This window comes from Paraburkholderia adhaesiva (genome assembly GCF_021390575.1).
GTDB classification, from domain to species: Bacteria; Pseudomonadota; Gammaproteobacteria; order Burkholderiales; family Burkholderiaceae; genus Paraburkholderia; species Paraburkholderia adhaesiva.
Genome location: NZ_JAJEJQ010000004.1, coordinates 101,186 through 116,780, shown reverse-complemented (window position 1 = coordinate 116,780; position 15,595 = coordinate 101,186). Strand labels below are relative to the sequence as shown.

General features: G+C 59.2%; 13 protein-coding genes. 6 read left to right on the top strand and 7 right to left on the bottom strand.

The features are described from left to right. Window positions 1-123 precede the first annotated feature (123 nt). Window positions 124-504 carry a hypothetical protein gene (locus tag L0U80_RS28640; protein WP_233874237.1) on the bottom strand — a complete coding sequence of 127 codons (381 nt, stop codon included), beginning with the start codon at window positions 502-504 and terminating at the stop codon, window positions 124-126. A 73-nt stretch (window positions 505-577) separates the two neighbouring features. Between L0U80_RS28640 and L0U80_RS28635 the strand changes: the two genes are divergently transcribed. From L0U80_RS28635 to L0U80_RS28620, 4 genes are all read left to right on the top strand, one after another. Next, window positions 578-1,954, top strand: a complete 1,377-nt coding sequence (locus tag L0U80_RS28635) for a hypothetical protein (RefSeq protein ID WP_233874234.1) — start codon at window positions 578-580, stop codon at window positions 1,952-1,954. Between the two features lie 27 nt (window positions 1,955-1,981). Continuing rightward, a complete protein-coding gene (locus L0U80_RS28630; RefSeq protein ID WP_233874231.1) occupies window positions 1,982-3,295 on the top strand; it encodes a DUF7194 family protein in 1,314 nt (437 codons plus the stop codon). A 574-nt stretch (window positions 3,296-3,869) separates the two neighbouring features. Further along, window positions 3,870-4,358: a hypothetical protein gene (locus tag L0U80_RS28625; protein ID WP_233874229.1), complete on the top strand. Its 489-nt coding sequence runs from the start codon at window positions 3,870-3,872 to the stop codon at window positions 4,356-4,358. Window positions 4,359-4,639: 281 nt separating this feature from the next. Next, window positions 4,640-5,437 carry a hypothetical protein gene (locus L0U80_RS28620; RefSeq protein ID WP_233874226.1) on the top strand — a complete coding sequence of 266 codons (798 nt, stop codon included), beginning with the start codon at window positions 4,640-4,642 and terminating at the stop codon, window positions 5,435-5,437. 378 nt (window positions 5,438-5,815) lie between these two features. On the opposite strand, the gene L0U80_RS28615 is transcribed toward L0U80_RS28620, so the two are convergent. After that, complete coding sequence (locus L0U80_RS28615) at window positions 5,816-6,010, bottom strand: hypothetical protein (protein ID WP_233874223.1); 195 nt, start codon at window positions 6,008-6,010, stop codon at window positions 5,816-5,818. 75 nt (window positions 6,011-6,085) lie between these two features. Continuing rightward, window positions 6,086-6,571: a DUF7941 domain-family protein gene (locus tag L0U80_RS28610; RefSeq protein WP_233874220.1), complete on the bottom strand. Its 486-nt coding sequence runs from the start codon at window positions 6,569-6,571 to the stop codon at window positions 6,086-6,088. Between L0U80_RS28610 and L0U80_RS28605 the strand changes: the two genes are divergently transcribed. Next, window positions 6,570-6,980: a hypothetical protein gene (locus L0U80_RS28605; protein WP_233874217.1), complete on the top strand. Its 411-nt coding sequence runs from the start codon at window positions 6,570-6,572 to the stop codon at window positions 6,978-6,980. The genes L0U80_RS28610 and L0U80_RS28605 overlap by 2 nt on opposite strands. A 214-nt stretch (window positions 6,981-7,194) precedes the next feature. On the opposite strand, the gene L0U80_RS28600 is transcribed toward L0U80_RS28605, so the two are convergent. The 4 genes from L0U80_RS28600 to L0U80_RS28585 all read right to left on the bottom strand — a co-directional run bounded on the left by L0U80_RS28600 (window position 7,195) and on the right by L0U80_RS28585 (window position 14,194). Further along, the gene (locus tag L0U80_RS28600) at window positions 7,195-8,973 is read right to left on the bottom strand and encodes a hypothetical protein (RefSeq protein WP_233874214.1); all 1,779 of its coding nucleotides are present in this window, start codon (window positions 8,971-8,973) and stop codon (window positions 7,195-7,197) included. A 27-nt stretch (window positions 8,974-9,000) separates the two neighbouring features. Beyond that, a complete protein-coding gene (locus L0U80_RS28595; protein WP_233874211.1) occupies window positions 9,001-10,407 on the bottom strand; it encodes a hypothetical protein in 1,407 nt (468 codons plus the stop codon). A 24-nt stretch (window positions 10,408-10,431) separates the two neighbouring features. Beyond that, a complete protein-coding gene (locus tag L0U80_RS28590; protein WP_233874207.1) occupies window positions 10,432-11,883 on the bottom strand; it encodes a hypothetical protein in 1,452 nt (483 codons plus the stop codon). A 67-nt stretch (window positions 11,884-11,950) separates the two neighbouring features. Beyond that, the gene (locus tag L0U80_RS28585) at window positions 11,951-14,194 is read right to left on the bottom strand and encodes a hypothetical protein (protein ID WP_233874204.1); all 2,244 of its coding nucleotides are present in this window, start codon (window positions 14,192-14,194) and stop codon (window positions 11,951-11,953) included. A 99-nt stretch (window positions 14,195-14,293) separates the two neighbouring features. On the opposite strand from L0U80_RS28585, the gene L0U80_RS28580 reads away from it, so the two are divergent. Next, on the top strand, window positions 14,294-15,544 hold the full coding sequence (locus L0U80_RS28580) for a hypothetical protein (protein WP_233874201.1): 1,251 nt from the start codon (window positions 14,294-14,296) through the stop codon (window positions 15,542-15,544). Window positions 15,545-15,595: the final 51 nt, after the last annotated feature.

Sequence of the window (15,595 nt, the reverse complement as noted above, 5' to 3'; positions counted from 1 at the left end):
TATAACGGGACGGGCGTGGCGGTAGGCGTGGTGGTATTGAGCGTGATGCAGCCCGGCAGCAGGACGACAGTCGTGCCGCAGGCCACCCATGCGGGCAGGAACATGGCGGTTTCCACGGGCGTGTCAGTTTTCGGGTTCCCAGTCGGTGAGCGCCGAGCGCAGATCCGTGACGGGATCGGACGTCGTCCCGGTTCTCGCATCGGGTGCGGAAGGCTGGTGACCGGCCTGCGGGTGACCCATCTCGTGTTCACGGCGCGATGCTGTTTCGAGGTCCTGATATTTGCGCTCCAGCCGTACATAACGGATGAGGATGGAAACGAAGCGCGCATCCACGCCCAGACTGATCGCGCTGAAAGCGAGGCTCGCCATCACCACGATGCTGAAAATCGCGCGGCGCCGGTTCTGGCGCAGCACTTCGAGGAACGATTCGTTGTTGAGCACCATTTCCCGCACGACCGACCATACCGAGGTGAACAGCTTCAGAAGGGTCTGGAAAAATGGCATGGAAGGCCTCGCGCATTCTATGGCCCGGGTAGCCCGGGGTGCTTCTTGACGACACTTTGGCGGGAGTGGCGCGATGTATCTGCTCAAAGGTTTCATCAACAACTCGAAACTGGCGAGTGCCGCCCCAGCGGGCACGCTCGCAACGATTGGTGCACTCTCGGAGTATTCGAGCACCTACGCAGTGACGAAGTCGATGGAGTTCCAGGAGTCAAGTCCCGATCTCTTTCTCGTGAGTTTTACGAGCCAGGACGAGTCGGGCGCGGTCGGCGTTCCCGCGGGCATCGCCACGCAGGTCCTGAATTTCGCGGCGTGGATCTATGCCCAGACCCAGGCGGTTCCGAACCCCGGGGAGATTGCCGCGCAGACGCTGCTCGACCGGCTGCTCGCGACTTTCCAGACCGAGGCGCAGAATTTCACCTGCGGCCCGATGGCGACCGATGGCACGTACTGGGTGCCCGAGTGGCTGCAGTGGGAAAACCTCACTGATCCGGTCTACGGCGAGATGATGAGCGGCGGCACCTGCGTGATCCGCATCTGGTTCACCGACTCCGCGTTCGGTTCGCAGTACGACGACTACACCATCCTCGTCGTGCCGCCAGTCGCGAATCTGGACGACTTCTTCACGACCTCATCGAGTGTGGCGGCGCTCGTGGCGGCCCAGACGTACACCGACACGATTGCGCTCGTGAACACCGCGCGCGGCAATTTCCCGGAAACGATGCTCGAGGCGCAGAGCTTCAACTACATCGATCCGAACAATGCGGAGAACACGATCCTGACGAACTGGACGATCCTGATCTATGGCCTTGCCGGCAACAACATCGATTCGGTGGCGGGCGCGATCATCAATTTCATACTCGCCAACAGCACGCATGATCAGGCCGACTGGGAAGCGATCCTGCCGGAGATCTTCAAACGCACGGAATTTACACTCGTGCCGATGTGGGACCAGTTCGCGATTCCCGATCGCAGCCAGCAGCGCGGGATCTATTCGCCGGTGGCGAACTTAGGCCGCGCGAATACGATGATCGGCCAGGTCGCCGCCTATGGGGCGAGTCATATAAATGCGAATGCCTGCGTGCAGACGGTGCCCTATAAATCCATTGCGCTTGTGAGCTGCGGCTCGCCCAGCAACCAGAATAACGCCTTCCAGATCGTCGACGTGTTTCCCGATCTCCTCGGTGTGCCCTCGCAGAGTGTGGACTTTAACCGCATGGCGGTGGCCACGCAAAACTTCCTGCTGCTGCTCGTGACCATGCTCGTGAATGCGGAGACACTCACCCAGTACGGCAGTGTGCCCGCGGGCATGACCAAACTCACGCGCAACAACGTCCTCTATCTCGTGACGAATTACAACAACATCAGCTACCTGATGGTCACGAAATCCAGCTTTCCTCTGGCTGGTGTGCCCGCTCCGGAGCAATCGGCAGAGACCGGAACCACTTCCTGACACAAGCCTCCTTAAACCGGAACCGCAATGACAACCCCCCTGAATCCGAACCTCGGAGCCTCGGGCCTGTGGTCACTGGTGACGCCCTTTGACCAGCTGGTTTCGTCCACCGTCGCGTACACCTGCGTGGCGGTGCGCGAGCTGGCCGACATCATCGCCGATGGCGGGGATCCGTTCACGCTCTACTACCAGCCGCAAAATCTGCAGCAAAGCGACTACCAGAACGATGTCGCCGCGGGGGCATCCATCATTTCGCTGCAGGCGACAGGCGCGAACCGCATTCACGTGCCCAGCACATACATCTGCCAGATGCCCAACGGCAACAACATCCCGTACCGGGGTATCGTGCTCGGGGTGAAACTGGGGGCGCTGCCCGACTCGCTCGACCTGACCTACGTGAAGTCGCAGGTGAGAGCGGTGGTGCAGGACGCGATCGGCGTGGACCCGGGCACGATCCGCTCGCTCGCCGTGACCGCCCAGACCCAGATCAGTCCCGCCGAGGACGCGTCGGTTACCGCGAGCCGTGAGGCGCTGATGGGACGCAACGGCACCCCTACCGCACAGCTTGCCGCAGCACGCGTGCAGGTTGCCACCCTCCAGCAGCAGGTCGCATCCCTCTCCCAGTTCATCCAGAGCCTCATCGACGAAGGCATCATTGCGGGCGCCGGTATCGCGCCGCCAGGTGGCGGTAGTACGCCCACCCTGCCGACGGTGAATGCGACGTTCGATGCGACACTGCTGCCCGATGGCATGGACCTTGCCAACAGCAACATGACCGTGGTGGCGCTGGCCAACGAGTGGCTGAGTGCCCGCACGACCTACGCGCAGGTATCGGGCTACTTCTACGCCGAAGCGACGTATGACCGTCTCACGGGCGCGAGCGGGTTTGGCCTCACGAACCAGTTTGGTGTGCCGGTGGGCGAACTCGGGGCGGATGCGAACAGCATCATGATGGTCACCAATGTCGCGAAGGCGACGAGCGGCGTGCTCTATCTGGGGGGCACGGTTGCCTCGATCGGCGCGCAGCCACCCGCGCAGGGCGTGACGGTCGGCATGGCGGTGAATCTTGTCGATGCGCTCATCTGGTTCTTTAATCCGGTCACGCAGCAGTGGAACGGGGGCGTGGCCATGAACCAGAATCCGGTGGGCAACGTGGGCGGCATCGCGATCGGGAGCATCTGCCAGCACAACGGTCAGGCGACGCAGGTGTTTCCCGCGGCGTCGACCTGGCAGGTGGCCGATCAGGTCACGTTCAATCCGGGCAGCAGCGCGTTCGTCAATGCGGTACCCAGCGGATATAATCCGTGGAATACACAAATGGGTTCGACATCAGGAAGCTGACTGCCGTGGTATTTCATGTGAGATGAAAATTGAGGAAAATCGGGAATTCACAAATGTGGACAGCGTTTTCCTTGACATTTCTTGATGATTTGGCGATCGCCTTTCATGATTACTTGCGCAATTATCAAGCGAACGCGTAGATTGTTATGCAAGTTATCCGCTGTCTGTCGTTAAATTTTTCACTCGGTAGTCTCCCCGGTAAATGCAGAGACGGTAACACCCATGCAAAGAATGATCCGGCCGAAGTCTCAACGGTTCGCTCTTATGGGTGTGCGAACTTTATTGAACCTGATGATATCAGTTTGTGGCTCGTGGTATGGTGGTGCCAGAGCCAGCATCTGAAGCACTGGCTGGATGTGGCCATACTGTCTTTATTCACTACGGGCAGGAAAAAACAAAGGTCATGGGATTTCAGAATTCTCAGTCGTAGGAAGTTCACTTTACCTGCGCCTGGCCGAAACGCGATGAAGTGCGCAAACCTGCCGTTGGCACAGACCTTTGTTTTAGGGCAAGTTGTACCACGCTATGTAAGCACGAATTATTTGGCAATGTAACTCAGCCAAAAGAGGGGCGCTTGAAATGGATAATTCGGCTATTGTTATTGACTATCGCGGTGGCAAATTTGAGTGCCTGTAGTCCGGTTCCGGATTGTGGCAGCCAGAAAGCACAGAATATGGTGCAGCAGGATATTTACGAGGAAGCAGCCTCATTGTTAGATGAGTTCGGCCGTGGTGATGCCGTGCGTGCTATGCCTGATTCGGCTCTCAGTCTGACGAGCCGGGATCAGGTGGTAATGGATATGTGCGATCCGGAATCTCTTATTGTGATAAATAGTGAGTGGCTTAGGCGAAAGTTGAAGCCTCAAATCCCTGAGCAGTATCGGGATATCGATTTTTCCGTTTATATGGCGCTCACGAATTTTGGCCTGCTCAAGAGGGCAATTAGCGTAAGCATGACTGATGTCATTCGTCTTTCGGACATAATGGAAAACGGAAGGCGCTATACGAACATTTGCCGAGCAAAGCTGTTGCTTCAACCGGGTATGACGTCTGGCAAAAGATGATCCCGATTACGCTGACATATTCGATACTTAATGTAGGGGTGGGCGTCATAGCCAGGGGGTGCCAAGCGTCAGTTATCTTGACATTACGAAACCGCCAATTCAATTATCTGACGAGGAAAAATAGAACTCGCGGCCATGGGTTTGGCGAGGAACAGGCAAGCGACTCCCAAGCAGGTAGACGCGAATATTCAGGTTTTATCAATGACGTCACGTATCCTCCGAGCCTCTATCGAAGGCAAGGAAACTGCTCGCCATTAGGATTAAATGTCATAAAATAGAATATGAGTAGAAAATTTCTTATTTCTTTTGACTCTGTCGAAGAAGTGCGCGGCATTCCTGCAAAATTATTCACGGAAATAATGTATATTGTGACAGGGGTTTTTTGCGCTATTGGCAGTTTTGGCTTCATGGTAATATTATTTTTAGATGGCGAGCGATTTCCTCCGTCGGCATTTATTATTGAATTTTTCCTGGTTGTTGGCTTATTTGCATTTTCTTTTTATCTTCTGGGGCGATCTGGAAAGGAGGAAATAAATTACTCATTTGTTGTAAATAACGATGGCATAAACTTTTCATATGGCGGAAAAGTGTGTGACATAGCATGGGGCGATATCAAGGAAAACGTGTCCAGTTGGTACGATGTCGGAACTCATGGCGGAAGGAAGTATGAGCCTACCGGCCTTGAATTTTGGGTGGGTCAAGAAAAGCACGTCCTTTATTTTCAGGGCGAATTTAAGAGATTCAAAAATAAACGTGAATTGCAGATTGCTGTTTTAAAAGGATTGGCGCTTCGCGGCCTGAGATTTTCCCCTGGCATATTTTTATCTTATGGTATAGATCCTTCCACGTGGGAGCGGATGAACGGGCCAAGATTTTTAGTGGGTTGCTTTGTATCGCTTGCGATTATTTCAATTTGGCCCATCATCTTTCTGGCTGTTAAATTTGGTCTATCTATTTTTTTCATAATATTCGCGATGATTTTTGTGTTTATGGTAAGCGCGATATGTTATGTAGCGGTGCTCAAGAAAAAATATCCAAAATTGAATGACGTCATAGAATTTGAAGGTGTCAAAGTTTAATTTTTTATGTCAAATTTTAACCCGTTTGGACGCGTGTTCGCGACATTCAGCTTCGGGTAGTTTGAGATCTGCTTCATGCGCTGGATCCTCCGTGCGCTCTTTAACGGGCTGCCGATTGTCCTGCTCGTAGCGGAAGTGATAGCTGATTCATTCTGTTCGTGGGAGCGCTGGTGCAGCTCCCGACCTATCTGTCGAAACCTGCTACGTCTGGTTCGGGTAACCGGCCACCTGGGGGATAGATATGCGCGAATTCCTGGCACTGCTGGTGAAGCTTGCTCTGCTCTGGTCGTCGGCCTAGGCGCAATGGCGATTTTTAGTTTCCTGGGCACGCACACTTTTGCATGGAGGTGAGACCCGGCTCCTCACCGGCTGGATACGTCAGACGGCTGATGTGTGCGTGCTGTCTTCATCAGGTGCGGCTGGGCTGATGCTCCGGCGCGGTGACGGGTCAGCCCAGGTGGGCAGATTGCCCAGTGCATCGCGCGCCATCTGGCGCCACCGGTCGCGTACGCCGCCCTTGAGTTGCTCAAAGGTGTCGCGAGCCTGCTCGTTATGTTCAAGAAAATGTTCCATGCCTGCGTGCCACAAATGTTTGCATACTGTGTCTAAGTATATGCCGCCTGGGCGAGCGCGCAGCGCACCCAGTCTTTATGCTGCCACGTCGAATCCACCAAGGCTCGTGATATCGACGAGGCTCGTGATGGCCGGCCGCGCGAGATCAAGTCTTGTGCGTCCCGTGAAGACAAGTGACGCGGGACTGGCCACGAGCCAGGCGGTCTCGCCTGGCTGGTAGACGAGATTCTCGACATCTTCTTCTTCGAGTTTCAGGCCGTAATACCGATTGATCTCATCGAGCAGTTCATGCGTGCGCGACGGGTAACCGGCTATGGGAACAGCGGGCCTGCGCACGCGCGAAGCAGCAACCAAGCGCAGATCAATGCGCCGGTACCAGAAGGTGCGGCTGCCCCGCAGAGGTTCCTCCCTGCGTCCATCGCCGTATCCTTCATCGCACCGCTTACCTTCCTCCATCCCATAGATCGTGACCGTGACCCGCGTGTTGCACTTCAGGGCGTCGCCCCGCAGGGGCCTGTTCTGAACCGGCTTGCCAAACCCGATGCCGCATTCAGGCAGCATGAAGCCGGAACTGAAAAAACCAGATCACGAAGAATCTGGCGTGAAGTCCTGTCGTGAATTCCGAAATAATTCCCGAATGGCAGTTCCATCATCATTGCCCTACGATGCAGGTTCTCAGGACTCTTCGCGGGTGAGCGGCGAAGACGCCAGGTTATTCCATGTTCGCCACGTCTGTTTCGAACAACGCATGGTGCCACGCATCGCGCCGTTTCACGGCACTATCTCGGAGCCAGCCCCGGCACAATACTTCGGTGCCCGGTTCGTCGACAAACTCGCGCATCCTGAGCGTCTGGTTTTCGCCGTGTTCGACATGGAAGTACTGGGGCGATTCCTTGCGCAGGAGCGCTATGACGGCGTCCCGATCACCATGTGTGGCAGCACGCAGCGCACGCTGGTGTTCTACCGGTAATAGTGAATGAAGTTCGTGAAATTTATCGCGCTTCATGGCTACTCCTTTGAGTCTTTCGGATAAATCCTTTTATTAAATATAGTGCTGATGGGAATAAGGTTCTTCCTGATTGCTCGGGGAATTGGATGAAAAAATCTCCAGTCAATCTGACGATCACGCACCATCGCCGTTGCCCGGATTAATGCTCATTGCATGAAGGCAGCCGGTGGCCTCATTACATGGTGCAGGTCAGGTGAACATCAACGTAGTAATTGTGCGCCCCGCTTTGGGGGTTATCGTTGATGTAGACGATGGCCGTCCAGTCATTGGAGGCATTGGGCGCCTGGGTCAAGGTTACGGATAGCGGTGGTCCGGCATCGGTACTGGTGATGACCGGACTGGTGCTGACGCTCCGGTATATCGCGATCTGCGAGACGCCGCCCATCACGGGCGTATAGGATACGAGGCTCGGTGAATGGTTTCCGTTAAATCCGTAACCGCTCCACGCAGCGGTTCTGAAATCGACCGAGATATAGCCGTCCCGGTCCACATAGGCATGAAATGATGAAAAGACTGCATCGTTGATCACAGGCACCGAATTCGTGATCTGTGCCTGGGCGTTGTTGAGGTCCCCCGCGAGGTTATTCCACGGACCCACGCAGCCGATCGCCTGGGCGCTGACCTGATGGGGATTGTTGAGATTGTTGATGTGGCCCACCATCGCGGAATTATTGTTCGAGTAGTACGAAAGAAGGCTTGAGAGTGCCGCGCTGATCGCGCTGTCGATGGCGGTGCTGGCCATGCCGCTGATAGCCGCAACCGTATCGGCGTGCGGATTGGCATAGTTCACGGTGTGGGCCGATACCGTGCCGGCAAGCGACTGGAGCTGGGCGGCACTCCACGTGCCGAGCTGGTCGGGTGTGACCTCGTGCGGGTTGGCCGTGTTGCTGATATGGGTGTTCAGTGCCACGAGGGTGGCCGCGGTGTCTGAACTCACCGCACTGGCGGCGAGCGATATCGCCGTCGAGATATCGCTCGCACTGAGCGTTTCCAGTTCGGCGGGTGTGGTTTGATGGGGATTGTCCGTGTTGTTGATGTGAGCGTTCATCGCACCCACATTCAAGGCGAGCACCGCATTGACGCCGTTCCGGGCGGTGGTGATCTGGCTGTTCGCCTGCGCGACGGAATACATGTCGACCTGCGCCAGCGTGGTCTGGTGCGGATTACCGTAGTTGGTGGTGTGGGCGTCGAGCGTCTGTTCAACACTGGCATCGGCTGCGATGCGCGCGCTGGTTTCGGTGAGGATCGCCGCGTCCTGCTGGGACCGGGTCATCGCCTGCAGTTGTGCGGGCGTGAGCTCGTGCGGATTGTCCGTGTCGGCTTCGTGCGCATCGAGCAGCGCGAGCTGCGCCTGAACGCCAGCGCTCTGCACAGATTTGGCGCGATCCGCATAGGCCCTGACCTCGTCCTGTGTTACCGGGTCGCCCATGAGCGCGAGCTGCTGTAGGCGGTCAATCGCGTGGACCACGTACTCGAAGGTGATCAGCCCCTTCTGGCCGGCGTCGTGCACGGCCTGCGAGGGTGGCAGATCAGCCACGTTATCGATGACTGAAGGCCACTGCACGTTTCGCGTATCGGGCTCGTAGGTCTCGATCGCATTCGCGATGGCGGTCTGCGGTGTGGCGTACTTCGCACCCAGCGCCTGGTAATCGAGCTCGACATCGGGTGAAACTCCCGCATCGGTGACGACCACGATCGAGACGATCTGCGTGTCGTTGGGCCTGCCGTATTTCGCGGTCGCGAGATCCATGATGCCCGAGAGGAAATACTGGTCCGGTGCGAGGGGCATGCCGGTTGCGACGTCCCGGATGACGAGGCTCGATGCATAAAAGCCGCCGTAATTCGTGGCGAAGGCCCGGGTGAGGGCCGAGCCGATCACGTAGGGCTCATCCGTGATGTGGTTCGTCGGGGCCGCGCCCGTCACATCCAGTGGCAAACTCATGACGTGCGACATGAGATGGACTCCTGAATATAAGGATCATCAATAAGACAGGGCATTGATGGCGGCCTGCAGCGCCGCCTGCCATTGCGCGTAGGTCCAGCCGCCGAGCATCGCGGGCGTGGTGTTGTGCGGGTTGTTGGTGTCGCCGGCGTGGCCGTTGATGGTGTTGGCCTGCGGTGTGAGATACGAGTTCGTGGCGGGCGTGGTGAGATTGCCGCTGATGTTGCTGGTAATCTGGCTCGCGGTGAGCGTGCCAACCTGCCTCGCGGTCAACTGATGGGGGTTGGCCGTACTGGCGATGTGAGCGCCCGCCTCACTGTTGAGCGTGCCGATGCTGCCGCTGTCCCAGCCACTGATCTGCGAGAGCGTGGTCTGGTGCGGGTTGCTGTAATCCGTGATGTGTGCGTCGAGCTGGGCTTCGCAGGCAGCAAGCTGGCTTGTGGCCGGCTGCATGGCCGTGGAAATCACGTCACCGATCTGGGCGGTGGAGAGCGCGTCGATCTGTTCGAGCGTGACTTTATGTGGATTACTGGTATCGGCCGCGTGGGCCGCCATCGCCTGTGCATCCGCTGCGAGCGTCGCGTCGAGCGCGAGCACGATCGCGTTCAGCCTGGCGTCCGCCTCTTCGATGGTATAGCCGCCGACGTCAGCAGCGGTATCGTCATGGGGAATATTTCCGTCGGCCGCGTGGGTGGCGATATGGGTCAGCAACGTGTTGTCGTCCGCCACGCGCATGCCGCTCTGGGCCGCAATCAGTGCGCTCACCTGTGTGGCCGAATACATGTCGAGCTGCGCGAGCGTGACCTGATGCGGGTTGCTGTAGTTCGTAATGTGCGCGTTCAGCGCCTGCGCCAGGCTGGCGATGTCGGCATCGCGCAGGTTGCCCTGTTGGTCGATAAAACCCAGTACCGTGTCATAGGAGGCGTTTTCCGCGAGGCTCATGATGGCCATCAGCATCTCGATGGCCGTGACGATGTAGTCCCAGTCGTAGGTGTCGCCAATCTCGTGCAGGTGTGGCACCGGTGGGTACGTATTGGGGCGGTTGCGGATGTTGCGAAAGGCGACGCCGCGCGTGTCGTTCGAGAGCGCCGTGATTTCACCGGCGATCGCGGCGAGCGGCTGGCTGTACTCGCCACCCAGCGCCTGGTACGTGATGAGCACGATCGGACCGACGGTGTGGTCGGTGATGACGATGAGGGCATCGACCTCCTGGCCGGTGAGCCGGCTCGCGTGGGCGTGCATGAACTGGAACCGGTACTGCAGCGGCGAGAGGACCGCACGCGTGAAGGCATCCATCACCTGGACCGAGCGGGCAAAGAAAAGCCCCTGGCGGGGGGCAATTACCCGTACCGGGCGCATGCCGATCGCGTGCGGCTCGCCCGTGACGAAATTGCGGCGGCTCGAGCCCGACAGGTCGGGCGCGTACCGGTAGAGATTGGGTATCACGATGGGTCTCCATCGTTGATGGATTCAGGGCAGCACGGCGATGGCGTTCGCAGCGCTGCCACCGGGCCCCTGCAGCTGGTTGATCGCGTTCTGTAGCGCGCCGGCAGTGAATCCCGCCGCGCCGGTATTGGCCAGCGTGTCCTGGTGCGGATTGCTGTAATTGCCGGTGTGTGCCGAGATCGTGCCGTTCAGTGAATTCACGTCGGCGACGATCTGGTTAAGTGCGGCGGCGATGTTGCTGTTGATCGTGGTGGACGGGTAGGTGCCGAGCTGGGCGACGCTGACCTGATGGGGGTTGCTGAGGTTGTTGATGTGGGCGGTGAGCGGTGTGACGACGTTCGTCTGGATCGCCGTGTAGGTCCATGTGCCGGTGTTGTTGGCGGTGTCCTGATGCGGATTGCCAATGTTGGTGACGTGGCTGTTGATGGCAGTCGCCAGTCCCGAAGCCTGGGAGGCGGGCGAGGCGGCGCCCGCAGTCGCAGCACTTGCGATCTGGCCGCTGGTGAGCGTGCCGATACTGGCGGCGCTGTCCTGGTGCGGGTTGCCGGTGTTGACGAAGTGGGCGTTCTGGAGTGCCTCGGTCGCCGTGATCGACTGCATGAGCGTGGCCTGCATGGTGGCCATAGCGGTATCGGACTGCGCCGTCGAGTAGCCGCCGAGCTGGTTCGCGCTCACTTCGTGCGGATTGGCGGTGTCGGCGATATGGGTGTCGAGCTCGCCCTGGATGACCGTATCAGCCGCCTGCTGGTTGCTGCGCTCAAGCGCGATCGCAGCGCGGGTTTCCCCGGTGAGGTAAGCGCCGATCATGTGCGCCGTGTCCTCATGCGGGTTGCCGTAATTGGTCTCGTGCGCATCCAGTGCCGCACTGGCCGCTGCAATCGAGTCAAGCGCCTCGTTCACGCAGTCCTGTGCATAAGCGAGCAGTTCTCCCTGCGCGCCGCCCTGGCCAGCGAGCATGGAGGCAGCCAGGCGTGCAAGCGCGGCGACGATGTATTCCATGCCATAGACGTCATCCCCGATATGCGGGTGGTGCGGCGTGGGCGGGAAAGCCTGGGGCCTGGCGGTAACATGGTCCCACGCGATGGGGCCGTCATTGATGTTCAGACTGTCGATGGCGAGCTGCAGCGCCCCCAGCGACACGCTGTTCGGGCCACCCAGCGCCTGGTAGGTTGCGCGCACGCGCTCGCCCACCGTCAGGTCGGTGATGACCACCACTTCGACAACCTCACTGCCGCAGCGCATGCAGGCTTCGACGTCGATCTGCGTGACGTAGTACTGCGTGTCGGGTGCGAGTACAGCGCCGCTCGCATCATCAACGAGAATGAGGGAGCGTCCAAAGAAGAGTCCGTAGTTCAGGGGAAAGGCGCGGACGGCGCGCAGCCCGATGACCTGGATTTCGTTCTCGATGCGGTTGGCCGGTGAGCGGCCACCCGGATCGAAGGCAAGCGAGACAGGCAACGAAACCTGTGTAGACATGGCATCCCCCGCGACCCATCAGCGATTCACTTCAGGGCACACATCAGGACGTGGATCAGGATGTAGATCAGGACACCAGCGAGCTGGAGAGGGTGGTGAACGCGGTGATCAGGTTGTCCACCACACCGGACAGATCCGGGAACTTCGCGAATTCATCGGCCGCCGAATACACAATGCCGGCAGGCTCAGTCGTGACCGGGTTGACATTGCCCGTGAGCTGGGTCGTATTGGTGGAGAGGGATGTAACAGTCATCGGGTTGGTTTCCCCCGGGGTTTGCATCCACACGGTGAGCACGGGCGCGCCCGGTGTGGTTGTGCTATCCACCGTGAAACCGAACGAGACGGTGCCCATGTTCATGCCATTGAGGCTCGTGACGCCTAGCCGGACATTGTCCGGTGCACTGGCGGCCCTCACCGAGACGCGCACAAGCCACGCACCGCTGTCGGTGTCGGTGATCGCGTCGCCCCCGGCGACGATCCACTGCACGTCCGGAAAGACGCTCTGCGTTTGCGCTGCCCCCGGCATGGCAACCTGGCCAAGCGGCGTCCAGACACTGGCGACAGCGTCGGTGTTTTCCGCAATGAATTCCTGGGCGGCGACGGCTGCACTGACGACGTTCACCGCCATCTGGATGAGCGCACTCGAGGTCATGCCATTGAAGAGGGTCGCGTTCGCAGCCGTCCCCTGAAGAATGGCGCTTGCGAGCTGTGATTGTGTCAACCCGTAGGCGAGCGTGCTGTTGGCAGCCGTGCCCGAGAGGATGCTGGCCGTGAGGTCCGCCACCGGCATGCCGGCGAGCTGGTTTGCGTTGCCGGCGGTTCCGGTGAGGATCGCCGCCGTCAGTGCGCTCTGGGTCAGACCATAGGCGAGGTTCGAGTTCGCCACCGTCGCGTTGGCGATATAGGTCTGCCAGTCGGTGGGTGACATGCCACCGAACGTTGTTGCGTCACTCGAGGCGCCGCTTGCCACATAGCTGAGCAGCTCCTGCGGCGTCATCCCGCCAACCGTCGCCGCGTTGGAGGCCGTGCCGGCGAGAATCTGGGCGGTGAGCTCCGAGAGCGTCATGCCGTACGCGAGCGTGGTGTCGGCAGCCGTTGCGCTGACAGGCAGACAGGCCTGCAGCAGGTTGCTGGCATCGTCCAGGGTGATGGCACCGGTCTGGGCGGCCGTGACCCGGTGGGGGTTGCTGTAGTCGGTGAGGTGGGCATTCATCTGCCCGAGCGACCCGGTTGCGGCAATCGCGGCGGCCGTGGCCGCCGGCGTCATGTACAGGTCGTTGCTCGTGCCCGTGATGGCATCACTGCTGCTCGCCGTTGACAGGTTGCGCACGTTGCCGAGTCCTACCTGCGCGGCGCTGACCAGGTGCGGGTTGCTGGTGTTGAGCAGGTGCTGGTTGATCGTGAGGCCCACGGTGCCGTTGATCGCGGCAGCCGTGGCGACCGGTGTCATGTAAAGCGTGGTGGAGGCACCGGTGACGGCATCACTTTTCGATGCCACGCCATAGTTCTGGACGTTGCCGAGTCCCACCTGGGCGGCGGTAACCTGGTGCGGATTGGCGGTGTTGCTGACGTGGATGAGAAAGGGGCCGAGCACCTGGGACTGGATGGCGGCGGAGGTCGCCGCGGGCGTCATGTAAAGCGTGGTGGAGGTGCCCGCCACGGCGTCACTGCTGGCCGCCATGGCGTAGTTCTGGACGTTGCCTAAGCCCACCTGCACAGCGGTGACGATGTGTGGATTGCTGTGGTCCGCTTCGTGGGCGGCGAGTCCCGCGCCCCCGGTTTGCTGCAGCGTGTCCTGGATACCTGCGAGCGCGGCCACCACATAGTCCATGCCCACCATGTCATAGACGTCCCAGGTGTGGGCTTCGGGTGGAAAGGCGTACGGTGTGCCGCTGATCTCCTCCCACGAGGTCACACGCGCGTTGTTCATGCTGCTGGCGAGCAACTGGGCAACCGTGGCGGCATCGAGCACCCAGATGCCACCGAGCGTCTGGTAGCGCAGTTGCACCACACCCGAGAGGGCGGTATTGATGAAGCTCACGGAGCCGTAGATGCGCATCGCGCACGAGCGGCTTGCGGAGATGAACCAGTACGTGCAGAAGTAGTCGGTGCCCTCCTTGAGCGTCGTGATCTGTCCGCTCGTATCCTTGAACTGGATCTGGAGGGTGTCGGCAAAATAGGGGGCGGCCGCCGGAATGATCAGGTGCTGGTCACGATAGTTCTGCGCGACCAGCACCTGCTGCTCCCCGGTGATCAGGTTCGAGGCGAGTGAGCCGGTCGGATCGAACGGGTACGAAGGCGTGGTAGCCATGCTGTTCGCACTCCTGAAAACACGTCGCGCATCGTATGGCTGTGCAGCATGTGCAGGCAGCCATACGATTCGTGAAGGGTTTCCGGGAGGAGGTTAGCGATGTATACGCTCGTTTCTGCGATGGGCAAGGCCTTGGGCGGGGGGCAGGACTGGAGCGCCATTGATCTGGGCGACATGAGCTTTGCAGCGGTGATCCAGAACTACGCGGTGGTCTACGCGGTGCTGGCCAACCCGTTTCTCGCAGCGCCGGTATCCCTGAACCTGAACGATATTCTCGCCACGATTACCGACCAGCAGCAGACCTTCAATGCGTATCTGGCCGCGATGGGTGATGCGGCGCTACCCACGTCCGACACCATCCCGACCCTTACTCCCGCGTACGCACGCTATCAGGATGCGTTCCAGGCGGGCTATGCCATCGAACCCATCAGTCCCATCGCGTCACTCACGAGTCCCCTGCCCACCACGGAGAAGACCGATCTCTTCATGACACGCGAGTCGACGTCGTACAGCGATTTTATCCAGAGCTGCATGGTGAGCGTGAACGGCTTCTTTCACCTCATCGACACCGACCGCGAGAACGGCATCTGGGTGATCGACGGCATGAAATCCGTGATACACGCCAAAAAAATTAAAGTCGGGATCGTGGACTTTGAGGATCTGGGCACGCTCACGTATGTGCCGATCACACCGGAGATGATCTATAAACAGATCGATACCGAAAATCTGGGCAACCGCGCGTACCTGAATCTGGGCGTGGATTTGACGGGCTATACGGTGATGGTGGTGATCGGCGGCTACCTGCACGTGCTCGATGCGAAGACCGTCTCGCTCGTGGGGATCCGCTCGCTCATGATCAATTTCAATAACCTGCCGCTCTTTGACCGGTACTACGAGTCGGGGCGCTTCATCGACCTCTCAATGCTGCCGCTTTCGAAGTGGCCGGACAATCCGCATGCGTTTACGGTGGCCGAAATGATCTCGGACGCCTATATCGAGGCGTATCTGGCGATGAGCCAGTCCTTTGTGGTGCTCATCGACAATACGCAGCTGTGGACCGAACTCGTGGGCGTGGAGGCGCCGCGCTGGCCGGGCGCCTATATCAGCTACGTGGAGCCCGTCTGGCCGCTCATGACAGGCAGCGGAAAGATCGCTGAATACTGGCCCGTCCCGGAGGACAGGCAGTGGTCCTTGAGGGTTGAGGACAATCTGAAAGACAATTACCTCTACCGCACGGTCGATGCGAAGGGCGAGACGGGCCTGACCGACAGTCGCAATCCGATGCATGCCGCGGGCGTGAGTCCCGCGTACTTCCTGCAGATCGGGTGCGACATTGATTTCAATAGCTGACGACTAGCGCGAGGGCGGAACCAGCACATCACGACCGGTAGCGCTTGCCCG

Excerpts from the sequence above, each read along its gene's own strand:
- L0U80_RS28635 (WP_233874234.1), top strand. The coding sequence starts at position 578 with ATGTATCTGCTCAAAGGTTTCATCAACAACTCGAAACTGGCGAGTGCC.
- L0U80_RS28640 (WP_233874237.1), bottom strand. The coding sequence starts at position 504 with ATGCCATTTTTCCAGACCCTTCTGAAGCTGTTCACCTCGGTATGGTCG.
- L0U80_RS28585 (WP_233874204.1), bottom strand. The coding sequence starts at position 14,194 with ATGGCTACCACGCCTTCGTACCCGTTCGATCCGACCGGCTCACTCGCC.
- L0U80_RS28615 (WP_233874223.1), bottom strand. The coding sequence starts at position 6,010 with ATGGAACATTTTCTTGAACATAACGAGCAGGCTCGCGACACCTTTGAG.
- L0U80_RS28605 (WP_233874217.1), top strand. The coding sequence starts at position 6,570 with ATGAAGCCGGAACTGAAAAAACCAGATCACGAAGAATCTGGCGTGAAG.
- L0U80_RS28630 (WP_233874231.1), top strand. The coding sequence starts at position 1,982 with ATGACAACCCCCCTGAATCCGAACCTCGGAGCCTCGGGCCTGTGGTCA.
- L0U80_RS28580 (WP_233874201.1), top strand. The coding sequence starts at position 14,294 with ATGTATACGCTCGTTTCTGCGATGGGCAAGGCCTTGGGCGGGGGGCAG.
- L0U80_RS28620 (WP_233874226.1), top strand. The coding sequence starts at position 4,640 with ATGAGTAGAAAATTTCTTATTTCTTTTGACTCTGTCGAAGAAGTGCGC.
- L0U80_RS28600 (WP_233874214.1), bottom strand. The coding sequence starts at position 8,973 with ATGTCGCACGTCATGAGTTTGCCACTGGATGTGACGGGCGCGGCCCCG.
- L0U80_RS28610 (WP_233874220.1), bottom strand. The coding sequence starts at position 6,571 with ATGCTGCCTGAATGCGGCATCGGGTTTGGCAAGCCGGTTCAGAACAGG.
- L0U80_RS28590 (WP_233874207.1), bottom strand. The coding sequence starts at position 11,883 with ATGTCTACACAGGTTTCGTTGCCTGTCTCGCTTGCCTTCGATCCGGGT.